At 73.1% G+C, this 15,655-nt stretch carries 18 protein-coding genes; 13 read left to right on the top strand and 5 right to left on the bottom strand.

Features of this window, described 5'->3' with window-relative positions:
* The first annotated feature begins 66 nt into the window (after positions 1-66).
* Complete coding sequence (locus AB0K67_RS24470; protein ID WP_364064341.1) at positions 67-2,367, top strand: xanthine dehydrogenase family protein molybdopterin-binding subunit; 2,301 nt, start codon at positions 67-69, stop codon at positions 2,365-2,367.
* Between the two features lie 218 nt (positions 2,368-2,585).
* On the opposite strand, the gene AB0K67_RS24465 is transcribed toward AB0K67_RS24470, so the two are convergent.
* Positions 2,586-2,747, bottom strand: coding sequence for a hypothetical protein (locus AB0K67_RS24465; RefSeq protein ID WP_364064338.1), 162 nt, complete (start codon positions 2,745-2,747; stop codon positions 2,586-2,588).
* A 231-nt stretch (positions 2,748-2,978) separates the two neighbouring features.
* On the opposite strand from AB0K67_RS24465, the gene AB0K67_RS24460 reads away from it, so the two are divergent.
* The 9 genes from AB0K67_RS24460 (at position 2,979) to AB0K67_RS24420 (ending at position 9,607) form a co-directional block, all read left to right on the top strand.
* A complete protein-coding gene (locus tag AB0K67_RS24460) occupies positions 2,979-3,446 on the top strand; it encodes an ATP-binding protein (RefSeq protein ID WP_364064335.1) in 468 nt (155 codons plus the stop codon).
* 23 nt (positions 3,447-3,469) lie between these two features.
* Positions 3,470-3,802, top strand: a complete 333-nt coding sequence (locus AB0K67_RS24455) for a hypothetical protein (RefSeq protein ID WP_364064332.1) — start codon at positions 3,470-3,472, stop codon at positions 3,800-3,802.
* Between the two features lie 56 nt (positions 3,803-3,858).
* Complete coding sequence (locus AB0K67_RS24450) at positions 3,859-4,815, top strand: helix-turn-helix transcriptional regulator (protein ID WP_364064329.1); 957 nt, start codon at positions 3,859-3,861, stop codon at positions 4,813-4,815.
* Positions 4,816-5,000: 185 nt separating this feature from the next.
* Positions 5,001-5,393 carry an STAS domain-containing protein gene (locus AB0K67_RS24445; RefSeq protein WP_364064326.1) on the top strand — a complete coding sequence of 131 codons (393 nt, stop codon included), beginning with the start codon at positions 5,001-5,003 and terminating at the stop codon, positions 5,391-5,393.
* A gap of 69 nt (positions 5,394-5,462) precedes the next feature.
* Complete coding sequence (locus AB0K67_RS24440) at positions 5,463-5,636, top strand: hypothetical protein (RefSeq protein WP_364064323.1); 174 nt, start codon at positions 5,463-5,465, stop codon at positions 5,634-5,636.
* A 248-nt stretch (positions 5,637-5,884) separates the two neighbouring features.
* A complete protein-coding gene (locus AB0K67_RS24435) occupies positions 5,885-6,550 on the top strand; it encodes a glycosyltransferase family 2 protein (protein WP_364064320.1) in 666 nt (221 codons plus the stop codon).
* Positions 6,547-7,209, top strand: coding sequence for a TIGR04282 family arsenosugar biosynthesis glycosyltransferase (locus AB0K67_RS24430; RefSeq protein WP_364064317.1), 663 nt, complete (start codon positions 6,547-6,549; stop codon positions 7,207-7,209). The genes AB0K67_RS24435 and AB0K67_RS24430 overlap by 4 nt, the downstream gene beginning before the upstream one ends.
* Positions 7,206-8,195, top strand: a complete 990-nt coding sequence (locus AB0K67_RS24425; RefSeq protein WP_364064314.1) for an NAD-dependent epimerase/dehydratase family protein — start codon at positions 7,206-7,208, stop codon at positions 8,193-8,195. The genes AB0K67_RS24430 and AB0K67_RS24425 overlap by 4 nt, the downstream gene beginning before the upstream one ends.
* Positions 8,196-8,200: 5 nt before the next feature.
* Positions 8,201-9,607: a glycosyltransferase 87 family protein gene (locus tag AB0K67_RS24420; protein WP_364064311.1), complete on the top strand. Its 1,407-nt coding sequence runs from the start codon at positions 8,201-8,203 to the stop codon at positions 9,605-9,607.
* 12 nt (positions 9,608-9,619) lie between these two features.
* Here AB0K67_RS24420 and AB0K67_RS24415 read toward each other — a convergent pair whose 3' ends face one another.
* The 3 genes from AB0K67_RS24415 to AB0K67_RS24405 form a co-directional block, all read right to left on the bottom strand.
* Positions 9,620-10,231 (bottom strand): SAM-dependent methyltransferase, encoded by a 612-nt coding sequence (locus AB0K67_RS24415; RefSeq protein WP_364064308.1) that lies wholly within the window; start codon positions 10,229-10,231, stop codon positions 9,620-9,622.
* A 133-nt stretch (positions 10,232-10,364) separates the two neighbouring features.
* Complete coding sequence (locus AB0K67_RS24410) at positions 10,365-10,808, bottom strand: hypothetical protein (protein WP_364064305.1); 444 nt, start codon at positions 10,806-10,808, stop codon at positions 10,365-10,367.
* Complete coding sequence (locus AB0K67_RS24405) at positions 10,805-12,130, bottom strand: molybdopterin-dependent oxidoreductase (RefSeq protein WP_364064302.1); 1,326 nt, start codon at positions 12,128-12,130, stop codon at positions 10,805-10,807. Before AB0K67_RS24405 ends, AB0K67_RS24410 begins: the two co-directional genes overlap by 4 nt.
* A gap of 252 nt (positions 12,131-12,382) precedes the next feature.
* Here AB0K67_RS24405 and AB0K67_RS24400 point away from each other — a divergent pair, with 252 nt between their 5' ends.
* The 3 genes from AB0K67_RS24400 (at position 12,383) to AB0K67_RS24390 (ending at position 14,068) form a co-directional block, all read left to right on the top strand.
* Positions 12,383-12,868 (top strand): hypothetical protein, encoded by a 486-nt coding sequence (locus tag AB0K67_RS24400; protein ID WP_364064299.1) that lies wholly within the window; start codon positions 12,383-12,385, stop codon positions 12,866-12,868.
* Between the two features lie 138 nt (positions 12,869-13,006).
* Positions 13,007-13,435, top strand: a complete 429-nt coding sequence (locus tag AB0K67_RS24395) for an organic hydroperoxide resistance protein (protein WP_364064296.1) — start codon at positions 13,007-13,009, stop codon at positions 13,433-13,435.
* Positions 13,436-13,510: 75 nt separating this feature from the next.
* Positions 13,511-14,068 (top strand): hypothetical protein, encoded by a 558-nt coding sequence (locus AB0K67_RS24390; protein ID WP_364064293.1) that lies wholly within the window; start codon positions 13,511-13,513, stop codon positions 14,066-14,068.
* Positions 14,069-14,283: 215 nt separating this feature from the next.
* On the opposite strand, the gene AB0K67_RS24385 is transcribed toward AB0K67_RS24390, so the two are convergent.
* A complete protein-coding gene (locus AB0K67_RS24385; protein ID WP_364064290.1) occupies positions 14,284-15,501 on the bottom strand; it encodes a phospholipase D-like domain-containing protein in 1,218 nt (405 codons plus the stop codon).
* Between the last annotated feature and the right edge of the window lie 154 nt (positions 15,502-15,655).

The raw sequence follows: 15,655 nt of genomic DNA, 5'->3' as shown, positions 1-15,655 counted from the left end.
CCCGCTGACGTGCTCCTTCTCGCGGATCGTATAGACCGGCCGCCGCCCGGCGCTCACAATCAGGCCATGGGAGACGCCTATGTCGGCGCTCGGACGCCGCGACGGGAAGACGCCAGGCTACTGACAGGAAAGGGACGATACGTCGGCACGGTGCGCCTGCCCGGCACGCTCCACGCGTACGTGCTGCGCAGCCCCATCGCCCACGGCCGGTTCCTCGGCTGCGACGCCAAGGCGGTCAGGGCCGTCGAGGGGGTGATCGACGTCATCACCCCAGAAGAGGCCGCCGGCCTGCGCCTGCCCTGCGTCAGCGTGTCGCCGGGGCAGCGGCTCACCTCCTATCCGGTGCTCGACGACACGATCAGGTACGCGGGCCAGCCGCTCGCCGTCGTCGTCGCCCGCACGCCCGAGGCCGCGAGGGACGCGGCCGACCTGCTGGATCCGCACCTCGACGAGCTGCCCGCCGTCGTCGGCGTCGAACGCGCCATCGCCGAGGACGCGCCCGCGATCTATCCGGAGCTCGGCGGGAACGTGGCCGCCGACTTCACCGTGGGCGACGCGGACTGCGCGGCCGTCATCGACGGGGCCGAGCACGTGGTCGAGATGACGTTCAGGATGGGCAGGGTCTCGCCGTACCCGATGGAGCCGCGCGGCGTGGTGGCCTCCTACGACGGCGATGAGCTGACCGTCCACTGCTCGTCGCAGGCGCCCCACCACGTACGCGAGCACCTGGCCGACGCGTTCGGCATGGCACACGACCGGATCAGGGTGATCAGCCGCGACATCGGCGGCGGGTTCGGCGGCAAGGAGCACGTCTACCCCGACGAGGCGCTGATCTGCCTGGCCGCGATGCGCACCGGCCGCCCGGTGGCCTGGACGGAGCAGCCAGGCGACCGGGTGGTGGCCACGCTGCCCGCCCGGCAGGCCGTGCACCGGGCGCGGCTCGCGCTCGACGGCGACGGGCGCTTCCTCGCCATGGACGTGGACGTGCTCGGCGACCTCGGCGCCCACCCGTCGAACGTGGGCTGCTCGACGTTCGCGGTGACCGCCACGCTGCTGCCGGGCCCGTACCGGTTCGACCGGTTCGCCGTGCGGGTGCGCGGTGTCGTCACGACGACCACGCCCACCGGCTCCTACCGCGGCTTCGGCCAGCCCGAGGCCACCCTGACCAGGGAGCGGCTCATCGACGAGGCGGCGCGCAGGCTCGGCATCGACCGGATCGAGCTGCGGCTGCGCAACATGTACCGGCCGGAGGAGCTGCCCTGCACGACCCGGGTGTTCCAGGCGTACGACTCCGGCGACTACCCGCGCGCCCTGCGCACGCTCAAGGACATGGTCCGCCCGGTCGCCAAGGACGACGGGCGCAGGCGCGGCATCGGCTACTCCTGCCACGTCGAGTCCACCGGCATGGGGCCGTCGATGGACATGAAGGCGATCGGCATGCTGGCCGGCGGCTACGAGAGCGCCGTGCTGCGCATGGAGCAGGACGCCTCCGTGGTCGTCTCATCCGGTGTCGTCTCCATCGGCCAGGGCATCGAGACGACGCTCGCCCAGCTCGCCGCCGACCGTATGGGCGTGCCCATCGAGTCCGTACGCGTGGTGCTCGGCGACACGGCATCGACCCCGTACTCGTCGATCGGGTCGGTCGCCAGCCGCTCGCTGCCGGTCGGCGGCGGCGCGCTCACGCAGGCGGCCGACCGGCTGCGCGGCAAGCTGCTCGCCATCGCCGCGCACCGCCTGGAGGCGGCGGCCGAGGACCTGGAGATCGCCGACGGCTCGGTGCGGGTGAAGGGCGACCCGCGGGCATCGGTGCCGCTGAAGGAGCTGGCCACCTCGGCGTGGCGCGGCTGGGACCTGCCCGACGGCATGCAGCCCGGCCTGGAGGAGCGGGTCAGCTACGACCCGCCCGGCTACACGTTCGCGTACGGGGCGCACGCGGCGGCCGTGGCCGTCGATCCGGAGACCGGGGCCGTCGAGGTCGAGGGCTACTGGGTGGTCAACGACTCCGGCGTGCTGGTCAACCCCACCGTCGTCGAAGGGCAGCTGCGCGGCGCCGTGGCCCAGGGCATCGGGCAGGCGCTCACCGAGGAGATCGTCTACACCGACGAGGGCCAGCCGATCACCGAGTACCTGCTGCCGACCACGCGCGAGGTGCCCGACATCGAGATCACGATGCTGGAGACGCCCTCGCCGGTGACGCCGGGCGGCATGAAGGGCGCCGGAGAGGCGGGGACGATCGGGCCGCCCGCGGCCATCGCCAACGCGGTCGCCGACGCGCTCCCCGAGATCGCCGGGTCGGTCACGCAGGTGCCGCTCACCCCGCAGACCGTCTGGTCCCTGCTTCAGGACGCTCGCGGTACGTCCGAGTAGTGGGCGCGCGCCCGGGGGATGCGCTGCCGGCCCCGGGCGCGGCCTGGAATGTTAGCCGGGGCCGGGCACGGATGTCAGATCGGGGCCTGGCTTTGAGACGTCAGGCCAGGTCAGGCGTCGGTTGACAGACCGCGGCCGGGGTCGTGTGTCCCGTCCGGCCGAGCATGGATGTCAGGCCGGGGCCGGGGTCGTGTGTCCGGTCGGGCCGGGCTCAGGTGTCAGGCCGGGGCCGGGCCGCCGGTGAGGTCCTCCAGGGCCTTGCCCGACTCCGACAGCGCCTGCTCCAGCGCCTGCCGGCCGGCGGGCTTGTGCTCGGCCTCGGGCCGCTTGCGGCGCTTGGCGGCGTCGTTCTTGGGTGCGTTGCGGTCTGCACTGCTCATGCGGGTGTCCGTACCCGGCCGCGTACGGCCGTGCGCGGCGGCGGGCGAAACCCTGCCGAATTCTCCCCGAATCTTTGACCCGTTCGGGCCTTTCGTGCGTACAGGTTTCGACGGCCGTGTACGTCGACCCCTAGGCAGGTCCTCTTGTTGAGCGAAACGCGCCGCCCTTCAGCACCGGAAGGACCGGAAGGACCGGAAGCGCACAGACCGGAAAGACCGGAAAGAGACGCCATGACCAGGCTGCGATCGACTCGCCGGAGCCGTAAGCAGTACGCCTGGCCGCTGCCCGAGGACGCACGGACGGCAGGCCACGCCCGGGCTCTCATGCGAGAACGACTGACGGAACTCGCCCTCCCACCCGACCTGGTTGACGACGCCGTGCTCATGGTGAGCGAGCTGGTCACCAACGCCCTCATGTACGGAGACGACCCGTACGAGCTGCTGCTGCACGTGGACGCCAAGGAGATCATGTGCGCCGTCGTGGACGGCAGCCCGCTGCTGCCCGCCCAGGCCCCGCACGACCTCGCCGCCGAGCACGGTCGCGGCCTGCGCATCGTGGCCCGCCTCTCCGACGGCTTCTACGGCTGCCACCCCCAGCGTTACGCCACCCGGCCCGACCTGGTCGGCAAGGCCACCTGGTTCGCGATCCCGCGCGAGGGCACGGCGGGCAACGTCGTGCCGCTCAGAGCGGGCCTTTGACCCGCCTGCGTGATAATCGGGGGGTGTCGCGGCCTTCGAGGCGTTCGTTACTGCGGTTCGGCGGCGTGGCCGTGGCCGGGACGATCGGGGCGCTCGCGCCCGCGCGGGCGGCGTACACGCCGGACACCGCGTTCGTGCTGCTGCGCCGCCGCCGGCGGGAGGTGACGGCGGGGCCGCCCCACGACCCGGAGGCCCGCCCCTACCGCGCGCTGGGCCGGGCCGCCGCCCGCCACCTCGCCACCATGGACCCCCGCTCGTCCTCGCTCTGGGGTCCCCGGCGTGTGGCCGCGCTGTGGGGGGTGACGGCAGGGGCGGCAGCGGATGAGGGCGCGGGTGTGTGGCAGGAACTCGCATGATCCGTGACCAGGGCGCGCCTTACCATCGCGGGAGGGGCTGACGAGCGGAGCGTCCGATGGAGCCGTTGACCTTCGAAAGCCGTGATCTCGGCCAGACCGAGGAGTTCCTCAGCAGGGCGTACGCCAAGATGCGCATCGGATCCGACGTGGCCAGCCCGCGCACCCGCGTCTCGCGCCGCGTCATGGGGGCGGTGATCGCCGACCGCCTGGAGTTCGACTACGACATGAGCTACGCGGTGAACCCGCTCGGCAGGGTCTGCCTGCTCCTCGTCGAGTCGGGCAGCATCGTCAACCGGGTCGCGGGCGAAGACGAGGACGTCTTCGTGCCGGGCGACGCGGTGCTGCTCAGCCCCCCTGACCGGCCCTACAGCGGGCGGCTCCGCCGCGCCGGCTACAGCATCGTCATGTTCGACACCGGGCTGCTCCAGCAGGTGGCGGCCACGCTGCCCGGCCGCCGGGCCGAGCAGATCCGCCTGCTCGGGCACCGTCCCGTCTCGGCCTCGGCCGTGCGGCACCTGCGCCGCACGATCGCGTACGTACGCGACGACGTCCTGTCGGACCCCGACCTGGCCGCGGAGCCGCTCGTCGCCGCCGGTGCCGGGCAGTTACTCGCCGCCACCGTGCTCGCCGCCCTGCCCAGCAACGCCGCCCTGCCCGGCGACGAGGCCGCCGCCGATCGCCGCGACGCCCACACCCAGACGCTGCGCCGCGCCGTCGCGTTCATCGAGGAGCACGCCGACGCGCCGCTCGGCATCGCGGAGATCGCCGCCGCCGCCCGCGTCAGCCCGCGCGCCCTCCAGTACGCCTTCCGCCGCCACCTGAACACCACCCCGCTCGGCTACCTGCGCCGCGTGCGCCTCGCCAGGGCCCACGACGAGCTGCGCGCCGGCGACCCCGCCACCCTCACCGTCGCCGCGGTCGCCGCCCGCTGGGGCTTCTTCCACCCCGGCCGCTTCGCCTCCTCGTACCGGGCCGCGTACGGCTGCGCGCCCAGCGAGACCCTGAACGCCTGAGCTTTCGCTCCGTGACCCGCCCCGCTTCGCTCCATGTGCTGACCGGCCCCTGACTAGGGACGAAAGTGGACCGAAGACGCACCGCGCCGAGCACGCACGCCGACCACCACGGAGCTTGAGCTGGAACGCAACCCGCCCCGACACCATCGACCCCGGCCCGCCGCCTCGCCCCATGCCGCACCGCCATGTCGTCGCCCCTGAGCTACACCCGCCGCGACCTGCCCGGCGGCCTTCTCATCGCCGTGCGGGGCGAACTCGACTCCACCAACGAGCGCGGCCTTGAGTCGTACGTCCACGAGCACCTCCGCCCCGGCGACGACCTGATCCTGGACGTGGGCGGCGTGACCTTCATCGACAGCCATGGGCTCTACCTGCTGCTCCGGCTCGACGCCGCCGTCCGCGACCAGGGCGGCGCGCTCCGCTTGGCCGCCGTCCAGGCCGCGCCCGCGCGGGTGCTGCGCATCAGCGGCGTCGGCCAGGCGCTCGACATCCGCCCCGACGTTCAGGCGGCCGTCCAGGGCATGCGCGGCGAGCACGCGAACGGCCCCGCCGCCCGTGCCGACCGCCGCTCGACATGACATCTGTCATCCGGCTTCCATGATTGCGGCCTCTACCGTGCTGATCGGCCGCGCGGCCACGATGGTGACATGACGAAGGGCGACAAGACCTCCCCCAACTGGACGCTCGGACTGGCCACCGGCCTGACCATCGGCGTCGCCTTCGGCGCCACCGTTGACAACCCCTGGCTGGCGATCGCGATGTCGCTGTTCTTCTCGGTCGCGTTCGCACACGCCCTGGCCAGACCCGAGAGCGATTCCTGAGGACGTACGACGGGCCCCGGGGCCGAGGCGCTGAGACCACGCGCACAGGCGGCCGGCGGCTCAGGCGGTCCGCGGGCGCCGGTCTCCCACGGTGGTCCGTGGGCGTCGGAACAGGCGGCCAGCGGGCGTCGGCCTCCTGCGGTGGCCGTTCCCGGGGGCCAGGAATGCCCTCATAGCAGGTAATTTCTCGGGAAGGCCGCCCTGTCCCGGCACCGGGTGCGGGCGGCGGGCGGCCTAGCGTCGGCGACATGAAGATCGACGTGGTGCTGCCGTGCCTGAACGAGGCGGCGGCCCTCTCGTGGGTGCTCGGGCGCATGCCGGACGGCTTCCACCCGATCGTGGTGGACAACGGCTCGACCGACGGGTCCGCGCGGATCGCCGCCGAGCTGGGTGCGACGGTGGTGACCGAGCCCAGGCGCGGGTTCGGGGCCGCCTGCCACGCCGGGCTTGAGGCGGCGGCCTCCGACGTCGTGTGCTTCATGGACGCCGACGCCTCGCTCGACCCCGCCCAGCTACCCCGGGTGTCCGATCCGGTCACGGCGGGGGAGCGCGACCTGATGCTGGGCCGCCGCATCCTGGCGCCCGGCGCCTCCTGGCCACTGCACGCCCGGCTCGGCAACGCCGTGCTCGCCGGGGTGCTGCGCCGCCGTACCGGGGTTCCGCTGCGCGACCTGGGGCCGATGCGGGCGGCGCGGCGCGTACCGCTGCTCGGACTGGGACTGATCGACCGGCGCTTCGGCTACCCGCTGGAGATGGTGCTGCGCGCCGGGGCGGCGGGCTGGCGCATCGGCGAGATCGACGTCGACTACCTGCCGCGCCGGGGCAAATCCAAGGTGACCGGCACGGTACGCGGCACGCTGCGCGCGGTCGGCGACATGCGCCGCGTCATGACCCGCCAAGGCCGGGCCGCGTGACCGCCCCGCCGCTCCCCGCCGCACCCGGCGGGCAGGTGATCGTGATCGCCAAGGAGCCCGTTCCAGGCAGGGTGAAGACCCGGCTTGTGCCGCCGCTCACCCCCGAGGAGGCCGCCGCGCTGGCAGGCGCCGCGCTGGAGGACACGTTGCGGACCGTCGCCGAGGTGCCCGCCGCGGGGCGGGTGCTGGCGCTCGACGGCGCGCCGGGGCCGTGGCTGCCCGCCGGGTTCACCGTGCTGCCGCAGCGCGGGGACGGGCTGGACGAGCGGCTGGCGGCGGCGTTCGAGGACGCGCACCGGCTGCGGCCCGGCCCCATGGTGCTCATCGGCATGGACACCCCGCAGGTCGCTCCGGGCATGCTGGCCGACGCGCTGGCCCGGCTCGGCCGGTACGACGCGGTGTTCGGCCCCGCGACCGACGGCGGCTTCTGGCTGCTCGGGCTGCGCATCCCCGCCACCGCGCTGCTGCTCGGCGTACCGATGTCGGACCCCAGCACGGGCGAGATCCAGCTGCGCAGGCTGAAGGAGGCCGGGATGAGCGTCGCGCTGATGCCGTGCCTGACCGATGTGGACACCATGGCGGACGCGATCGAGGTGGCGAGGCTGGCCCCGGGCTCCCGCTACGCCGCCGCCCTCGCGGGAACGGGAGCACGACGATGACGGCGATCCTGGTGACCGGCTCGGCCGGGTTCATCGGCGGTCACGTGGTGGCGGCGCTGGAGGCGCGCGGCCACGAGGTGATCGGCTTCGACCTGCGTACGGGCGACGACGTGCGCGACGCCGCCAGGCTCGATCAGGTGCTGCCCGGCGTCGGCGCGGTCGTCCACCAGGCGGCCAAGGTGGGGCTCGGCGTGGACGTCGCCGACCTGCCCGACTACGCCTCGATCAACGTGTACGGCACGGCGGTCCTGCTCGCCGCGATGGCCAGGCACGGCGTGGAGCGGCTGGTGCTGGCCTCGTCGATGGTGGTCTACGGGGAGGGCGCCTACGACTGCGCCAGGCACGGCCGGGTACGCCCGGGCCCGCGCTCGGCCGACGATCTGGCGCGGGGGCTCTTCGAGCCGCGCTGCCCGGAGTGCGGCGATCAGGTGGTGCTCGCCGAGATCGGCGAGGACGCCCCGCTGGACCCGCGCAACGCGTACGCGACGACCAAGCTCGCCCAGGAGCACCTGGCCGCCAACTGGGCCCGCGAGACCGGCGGCACGGCGGTGGCCTTGCGGTACCACAACGTGTACGGGCCGGGGATGCCGCGCGACACGCCGTACTCGGGGGTGGCGGCGATCTTCCGGTCGGCGCTGGAGGCGGGTCGCGCGCCGCGCGTCTTCGAGGACGGCGGGCAGACGCGCGACTTCGTGCACGTACGGGACGTCGCCGACGCCAACGCCCTCGCGCTGGCCGCAGGGACGCCCGGCACGCTGGCCGCATACAACGTCGCGAGCGGCACCCCGCACACCGTCGGCGACCTGGCCGAGGCGCTCGCGGCCGAACGCGGCGGGCCCGCCCCGGTCGTCACCGGCGAGTACCGGCTGGGCGATGTCCGCCACATCGTGGCCAGCTCGCGCCGTGCGGCGGCCGAGCTGGGCTTCCAGGCGCGCATCGGCTTCGCGGAAGGCATCAAGGAGTTCGCCACCGCCTCCTTGGCCTGACCACCATGCTAACCCCCACCCCGCCGCGCGACGGAAACCGTCCGAAGCCGCCCGTCCACCGGCCGGGCCGGGTGTCCGGGTGTGCTGCCGTCGCGTGGGTGCTGCTGGCCGGCCTGGTCGGCGCGCTGGTGCTGACGGTCACGGCGGGGTCGCTCACCGGGGACTTCTCGGCGCTGATCCGCTGGTACGCGGTGTCGTGGGTGCTGTTCGGCGCCGCCGTGTGGGCGCTACGGCGGGTGCCGTACAGGCAGGCGGTGTTCCTGCTGCTCGCGGGAGCCGTCGCGGTGCCGGCGACCGGGCTGCTCGCGCCCCCGACGACCAGTACCGACTCCTATCGATACGTCTGGGACGGCCGGGTGCAGGCGGCGGGGGTCTCCCCGTACGAGCACGCCCCCGGCGATCCCGCGCTGGCGGGGCTGCGCGACCCCTGGCTGTTCCCGACCGGCGCGGCCTGCCATCACCCGTACCGGTACCCCGTCCACGACCCCGAGGGGTGCACGCGTATCAACCGCCCGGCCGTGCACACGATCTACCCGCCGCTGGCGGAGGCGTACTTCCTGGTCGTGCACCTGCTCTCGCCCGAAGAGAGCCGATACAAGCCGCTCCAGGTGGGTGGCGCGCTGCTGGCGCTGGCGACGTCGCTGGTGCTGCTGCGGGCGCTACGCCGCAGCAGGCGTGGCCCGGTCCTGGCGGCCTGCTGGGCGTGGTGCCCGGCGGTGCCGCTGGAAGCGGTCAGCAACGCCCACGCCGACGTCCTGGCCGTGCTGCTCGCCGTCCTCGGCCTGACGGTCGTCGCCCGGCGCAGGGCGGGCGGCGGGGCGCTGCTCGGCGCGGCGATCGCGGTCAAGTTCCTGCCCGCGCTCGCGGTGCCGGGCGCGCTGTCCGGCCTGCTCTCTCGCCGAGCGCCTATGCGGGATGCGGCGGCGGTGCTCGGGGCCGCCGCGCTGGTCGTCGGGATCGCCTATCTGCCGTACGCGCTCGCGACCGGCGCTGGCTCCGTGCTCGGCTACCTGTTCGGCTACCTCGACGAGGAGGGGTACGCCGCGTCCGGCGGCGGACGGTACGCGCTGCTGCGCCTGGCCGTGCCGGACGCGGCGGCCGGGCCGGTGGCGCTCGCGGCCGTCGCGGTCACGGCGCTGTTCGTGCTCCGCCGCGGCGACCCCGAACGGCCGTGGCGCGGGGCGCTGACGGTGACCGGGGCGGCGTTCCTTGCGTTCACGCCGGGCTACCCCTGGTACGCCCTGCTGCTGGTGGCGCTGGTCGCGCTCGACGGGCGGTGGGAGTGGCTGGGCGTCCCGGTCGCGAGCACGGCCGCGTACCTCGGGGTCGATGACGGTACGGCGGCGTACGCGGTGGCGGCGGGTGTGGCGTTGGCGGGGGCCGCCGTGCGTGCGGCCGGCAGGCGGTCATGAAGCAGCAGGTGGTCAGGACAGGGCCGCGAACCAGCGGCGTGCCACGCTCCACTGCTCCACGTGCGGAAACCCGCACCGCGTAGCAAGAGGCTCGATGTCGTCGGCGGAGACGGTGGCCCAGCTGAACCATTCACCGGTACGGCCGTCGTGGCGCAGCCGTACCCGGTCGATGGAGCTCTTGGTGCCGGGCGGGCACAGCTCGGTCAGTACGGTCCCGCCGGGCTTGACGAGTTGCCGCAGGCGGCGCAGCAGCGCGACGGGGTCGCCGCCGATGCCGATGTTGCCGTCGGTCAGCAGGGCTTCGGCCCAGCGTCCTGCACCCGGGATCGGGTCGAAGACGCAGCGTTGCAGGGCCAGGCCGCCGGCTCGCAGGGTGAGCTCGACGGCGAGCGGGGTGACGTCGATACCGAGCGCGAAGATGCCGCGCCGGGTGAGCGCCACGGTCAACCGGCCGGGCCCCGAGCCGACGTCGAGGGTGGGGCCGCCGCAGCGGGCCAGGATGCACTCGTCGCCTTCGATGGGCCGCAGCCACCGCTGGGCGGCGAGCGGCGTGACGCGGCCGTCGGCGTATTCGACCTCGACGTATCCGCCGCGCAGGCCCTGCTCGTAAAGGGCGCCGATCATGCCGGCACGCCCTTTCCACGGCCTCGCCGGCCGGCTGGTAGGGGTGCGCCGCTCGGTGATCCGGCAGTTCCGCGGTTCTCGCCCGTGGTCACGGTCTCGCGGTCTCGCCCGGCGGCCGGTAGCAGCCGACCGCTCAACGATCCGGCCGTCCCGCGGCCCGCCGCCGCACCACGTAGAGCAGCCCGGAGGCGGCGAAGAGCACCAGGGTGACGAGCAGCCACCGCATCAGGTAGGGGGCGGTGCTCAGCCCGGCGGCCGAGCGGTAGTTCGCCTCTGCCCCGCCCAGGATGAGCGGGAACCACACCAGCAGAAGCAGCAGCGACAGCGCGGCGGGCACCCGTACGTGGTTGATCCAGCGGCGGCCGCGCAGCACGCCGTCGGCGGCCGTGTAGAGCGGCCACATCACGAGGTCGTGCAGGACGATGGCGCCGACGAACCAGACGGCGAAGCCCAGCAGGATGCCCGCATCCACCACCCGCGTCAAGGCATAGCCCGCCACGGCGAAGCAGGCCGCGAGCCCCAGGAGGTGCCAGGGGCGCGCGCCGTACGCGCGCCGCCACAGGCCCGGCCCGCTCACCGCTGCTCCCGGAAGAAGTCGAGCCTGTGCACCCACTTGGTGGTGTGCACGCCGGGCAGGTTCGGCGCCATGATCCGGGCGGGGAAGCCGTGGTCGAGCGACAGGTCGGCGCCGTTGACCCGCAGCGCGAGCAGCGAGCGCGGGTCGGCCACCTGCCGGGCGTTGAGCGATGCCGCGCCGAAGTAGCCCACCCGCTGCACAGACGTGGCCGTGACCCCGACCGTGCCCGGCGCGTAGCCGGCCAGCGCGGCGAGGTCGGCCAGCCGTACGCCCGTCCACTCCTGCTCGGTGGACCAGCCCTCCACGCAGGCGATGGGCAGCGCGTACGTGTGCAGCGGCATCGCCAGCAGCTCGGCCCTGGTCAGCACCACCGTCCTGGGCCCGGCGACGGTCAGCCGCCACGCGTCACCGGTGTCGGCCGCGGTCACGCCGAGGCTGGCCGCCGTCTTGTTGATCTGGAAGTCGTTCGGGCCAGGACCGTAGTCGCGGCCGCGCGGGGCGAGCAGCGCGGTACGGCGCAGTGGCCCGTCCAGCGTCTGCCCCACCGACAGCCCGAACATCAGCGCCGAGCCGCCGCCGACGAAGGCGAGCAGGCCGCGCCGCGACATCGTGGGCGCGGCCGGGTGTGTGGCCACCAGACCGTCGGGGTCGGGCGGCTCAGGCCGCGTGCCGTCCAGTCCGGTACGCAGCTCGCGCAGGAAGTCCCTGGACCGCAGCGTCCGCACGGCCTTGGGCAGCTTCAGCGCGACGTGCACGGCGAGCGCCGCCAGGAAGATCCAGGCGCCGTAGAAGTGCGCCGGATAGAACGAGAACGGGAAGACGTAGAAGAGCTGGATGTTCAGGATCCCGGTGACGAACTGGAAGACCGCCCCGCCCACCAGCAGCACCAGGCTGAGCCGCTCCACGGCCTGCGCGACCGACCGCGCAGGCGGCCAGTCGAACAGCTTCGGGATCACCGACCAGAGCTTGGCCAGCAGCACCGGCACCAGCGTCAGCCCCAGAATGACGTGGGCGCCCTGGGTGACCCGGTAGAGCCAGGCGGGGTCCGCCGGCCACTCGAAGAGGTAGAAGCCCAGCAGCCCCTTGCCCGGCGTGGTGTCGTTGCCCGGCAGGCGGGGCTCGTACGCGGCGTACGACAGCAACCCGGTGATCGCGACGACGGCCAGGCCGACCAGCAGCACCATGCCGAAGACCGCTGTGAGCCACGGGCCGCGCAGCGGGCTGCGCCAGAAGCCGGGGCGGAACGGCCCGGGAGGGCCCGCCCGCCACCACCGCTCGAGCGTCTTTTTCCCGAAGGCGGGTCCAGGCGGCTTGTCAGGCACTGGTACCCCCCGGAAAAGCGTCGTCGCCTCGTGCTGGTGTCCTTACCGCGAGTAGCGTCTGTGATGCCCGGCCTCGGTAAACATTGCGGCAGGCTGTCCCTTTCACACCTTCCTGGTGACACGCTTGTTGACATAGTGCAACGTTCTGATTGCACACCGTAGACGGCTCGCGGAGTGCCGGACCCCGCCGGGTGGCCGTCTGAAAGCCTGCAACTGCCGGGCAACCCCGAGACGAACCGGCCGGAGGGCGACATGAACGAGGCCACCGCGCGTCTGCTGTTCGCGGCCGTGGAGCGGCTGGAGGCGGACATCGCGGCCCTGGAGTGCCCGGCCATGGTCGCCATCGAGGGCAGGGGCAGGCTGCTGCTGAGCGCCTACGACTACCTGCGCGACGTCCGTGCGGCGCAGGCGTTCGAGGTCATGGCGGCCGAGCGGGCGCTCGCGCTCGGTGCGGACCGCTGGGTGCTGACCGTGCCGCAGGTGTGGCTGTTCCAGCCGCCCGGCACGATCGCCGTCCGCCCGCTCGGCGGCGGCCCGCTGCGCGAGGGCGAGCATGAGGCCATCACGTGGATGAGCTTCGACCGCGCCGACGGCATCGACTACGGCAGGGTCGCGTACGTACGCCGCCCCAAGGGCGAGCCCGTCTTCGACGACCCGGAGATGTTCGACGTCGGGGTCACCCCCACCGGCACGATGCCCGGGTTCACGCTGCTCCAGCGCTATTTGGCGGCCGGATGAACCTGTCTTCGCGCGCTATCCGGCGGCCTGCCGGCCCCTGCTCCCAGTCCTAGGTAGAACGTTCGGTCTTGACGGTGCAGCACCCTTAGGTGCATGATGCAAAAGATAGAACGTTCGGTCTACCTCTGAAGGAACGTCATGAGCGAGACTCTGTACACCGGCATCGCCACCTCCACCGGCGACGGCAGGGCGGGAGGGCAGGCGAGGACCAGCGACGGCCTGCTCGACGTTTCCCTGGCCATCCCGAAGGAGATGGGCGGCCCCGGCGGCGCCACCAACCCCGAGCAGCTCTTCGCGGCCGGCTGGGCCTCCTGCTTCCACTCGGCGCTCAAGGCCGTCGCCGCCCAGCGCAAGACGCCCGTCACCGACTCGGCCGTCATCGCCGAGGTGCAGGTGCACCCCACCCCGGAGGGCGGATTCACGCTCAGCGCCGCCCTGCACGCCGAGCTGTCCGGCGTCTCACAGGAGGCGGCCGACGAGCTCGTCGAGGCCGCCCACGCCATCTGCCCTTACTCCAACGCCACGCGCGGCAACATCCCGGTCACGGTGGACGCGACCGTCGCATGAAGCCGACGGCCGGGCCGTCCATGGACCCTCGGCCCGGCCGCATCCCGCGCTGAAACACCATCTGAAAGGAACACCGTGACCACCGTCGACACCCCCACCACCCGCGGGATCGCGCAGGCGCTGCGCAGGCTCTACTTCGTGCGGTTCGCGTTCCAGCTCATCTGGGCCGGCCTGATCTTCGCCACCGCCGCGCAGCTCGGGCCGCTCGGCATCGCGCTCGTCGTCATCTACCCGCTGTTCGACGTCGCGGCGGCCATCGTGGACGCCCGCTCGTCCAAGGCCGGGGGCACTCCTTACGGCCTGTACGCCAACATCGCCATCAGCACCCTGGCCGCCATCGGCCTGGCCGTCGCGAGCGGCAACGGCGTCCCCGGCATCCTCGTCGTGTGGGGCGCCTGGGCCATCGTCGCCGGGCTCGTCCAGCTCGTCGTGGCCGTCGTACGGCGCAAGATGGGCGGCCAGTGGGCCATGATCCTCAGCGGCGGCATCTCCGTCCTGGCCGGCGGCTCGTTCATCATGGGCGCCTCCGCCCCGAACCCGATGCTGACCAACATCGCCGGCTACGCCGTGCTCGGCGGCATCTTCTTCCTCATCTCCGCCCTGCGGCTCGGCCGCGCCGCCAAGGGGGCGTGACGTGGACGCGTACGACGTCATCGTCATCGGCGCGGGACCCGTCGTACCCCACGGTCAGCGAGGTGTGGCTGCGGTTGCTCGAAGCCTATGGCCGCTGAACGTCCTCGCCCCGGCTCGGTGGAGGAGCCGGGGCAAGGACGCGGGGTGAGGATGCGGCTTGCTGCGGAACGAGCCGGGGCCAGGGCCGGGCGCCAGGACCAGCGCCAGGGCGCGGGTCAGGAGGCGGGCTGCGGCGCGACCCCGACCTCCCAGAGCCGGGCGAAGTTCGCCGCGTACGCCGCGACCACGCCCCGCTCGGAGAGCTCGACCATCGCCTCGTCGTTACGTCGCAGCGAGGTGGCGTTGAAGTTGTGGCTGCCGGTCATCACCCACCCCGTGCCCGAACCGGGCCCGGTCGAGTCGGTGACCACCATGTACTTCGAGTGGATCCGCCCGGCGGGCGTCGAGCCGTCCAGCGCCCGCCGCTCGATGCCGGCGGCGTCCAGCGCGGCCTTCACCGAGTCGTCGGCGAGGCCGTGCACCACGCGCACCTGGCAGCCCGCGGCCTTCAGCTTCGCCAGCTCGTCGACGATGGCGAGGCGGGTGCCGTCCCACTCGGACTGGCCGATCTCGACCCGGGTGCGTCCCTTGCTCTTGCAGCCGACCTCGGCGAGCCGCTGCGCGATCGGGTCGCGGTCGGCCACCGGGTAGAACTGCGCGGTGATCTTGCCCGCGGGCCCGCCGGCGACGACCGTGGTGTCGTAGTCGGGGTTCTGCACCTCGGCGGCGAGGTCGTCGAAGTACTTCGCGTAGCCCTGGAACAGCTCGCGGTTGCCGGGCAGCACGACCAGGTTGTTCCAGTAGCTGGTGGAGTTGACGTCGGTGATGTTGTTGGACGCCTGGACGACGACGTCGCGCTTGCCGCCGGTCTCCGAGAACAGCGTGAACTTGTTGTGCATGCCCTTGGTGCCCTGGCAGGAGGAGGTGTTCCCCTCCGGGCTCAGGTGGCTGCACACGTGCACCCACGACGTGGCCGACTTGTCGGTGCCGAGCGTGCCGATGAGCTGCTGGGCTGCGGGGTTGTCGATCTGGTAGCCGTCGATGACCATGCGCACCTCGACGCCGCGGCGGTAGGCGTCGAGCAGCACGGCCACGTAGTCGGCCCCGGCGTCGCCCGAGATGACGAACTCGGCGATCTCGATCGACGACCCGGAGGGAGCCTGCTTGATCAGCGAGCAGAGGCGCTCGACGACCGCGGTGGGGGTGCCCGCGACGGGGTCGTTGAAGGCGGCGCCGGTCTCGACCGGCACGGTCTCGGCGTTGCGGCAGGCGCTGCGGGCCGGCTCGGGCAGCGCGGCCTGCGCCGCCGGGCTGAGCAGCAACTGCCCGGACAGGGTCACCGCGGCGGCGAGCCCGGCGACCAGGGCGGGGTGCGGGGAACGGTTACGAGGCATGGAGTCTCTCCAATGCTGGGGGGTGGCTGGACGGGCGCAGGCGGGGTCGGCCCACGGACACCTGGGAGGATTCCGCCGGAACTCAGCCGACGGACGTCTGGGAGAAGTCCGGCGGTAGTCAATCGACGGACGTCTGGGAGAAGTCGGGCGGGAG

This window comes from Nonomuraea sp. NPDC052634 (assembly GCF_040678535.1).
Taxonomy (GTDB): Bacteria; Actinomycetota; Actinomycetes; order Streptosporangiales; family Streptosporangiaceae; genus Nonomuraea; species Nonomuraea fastidiosa.
Note: the sequence above shows the minus strand (reverse complement) of the source record. Positions and strands in the feature narration are given on the sequence as shown.

What these genes read in the sequence shown, in the direction of transcription:
- AB0K67_RS24470 (WP_364064341.1), top strand. Translation starts at nt 67, where the DNA reads ATGGGAGACGCCTATGTCGGCGCTCGGACGCCGCGACGGGAAGACGCC.
- AB0K67_RS24465 (WP_364064338.1), bottom strand. Translation starts at nt 2,747, where the DNA reads ATGAGCAGTGCAGACCGCAACGCACCCAAGAACGACGCCGCCAAGCGC.
- AB0K67_RS24460 (WP_364064335.1), top strand. Translation starts at nt 2,979, where the DNA reads ATGACCAGGCTGCGATCGACTCGCCGGAGCCGTAAGCAGTACGCCTGG.
- AB0K67_RS24450 (WP_364064329.1), top strand. Translation starts at nt 3,859, where the DNA reads ATGGAGCCGTTGACCTTCGAAAGCCGTGATCTCGGCCAGACCGAGGAG.
- AB0K67_RS24445 (WP_364064326.1), top strand. Translation starts at nt 5,001, where the DNA reads ATGTCGTCGCCCCTGAGCTACACCCGCCGCGACCTGCCCGGCGGCCTT.
- AB0K67_RS24440 (WP_364064323.1), top strand. Translation starts at nt 5,463, where the DNA reads ATGACGAAGGGCGACAAGACCTCCCCCAACTGGACGCTCGGACTGGCC.
- AB0K67_RS24435 (WP_364064320.1), top strand. Translation starts at nt 5,885, where the DNA reads ATGAAGATCGACGTGGTGCTGCCGTGCCTGAACGAGGCGGCGGCCCTC.
- AB0K67_RS24425 (WP_364064314.1), top strand. Translation starts at nt 7,206, where the DNA reads ATGACGGCGATCCTGGTGACCGGCTCGGCCGGGTTCATCGGCGGTCAC.
- AB0K67_RS24420 (WP_364064311.1), top strand. Translation starts at nt 8,201, where the DNA reads ATGCTAACCCCCACCCCGCCGCGCGACGGAAACCGTCCGAAGCCGCCC.
- AB0K67_RS24415 (WP_364064308.1), bottom strand. Translation starts at nt 10,231, where the DNA reads ATGATCGGCGCCCTTTACGAGCAGGGCCTGCGCGGCGGATACGTCGAG.
- AB0K67_RS24400 (WP_364064299.1), top strand. Translation starts at nt 12,383, where the DNA reads ATGAACGAGGCCACCGCGCGTCTGCTGTTCGCGGCCGTGGAGCGGCTG.
- AB0K67_RS24395 (WP_364064296.1), top strand. Translation starts at nt 13,007, where the DNA reads ATGAGCGAGACTCTGTACACCGGCATCGCCACCTCCACCGGCGACGGC.
- AB0K67_RS24385 (WP_364064290.1), bottom strand. Translation starts at nt 15,501, where the DNA reads ATGCCTCGTAACCGTTCCCCGCACCCCGCCCTGGTCGCCGGGCTCGCC.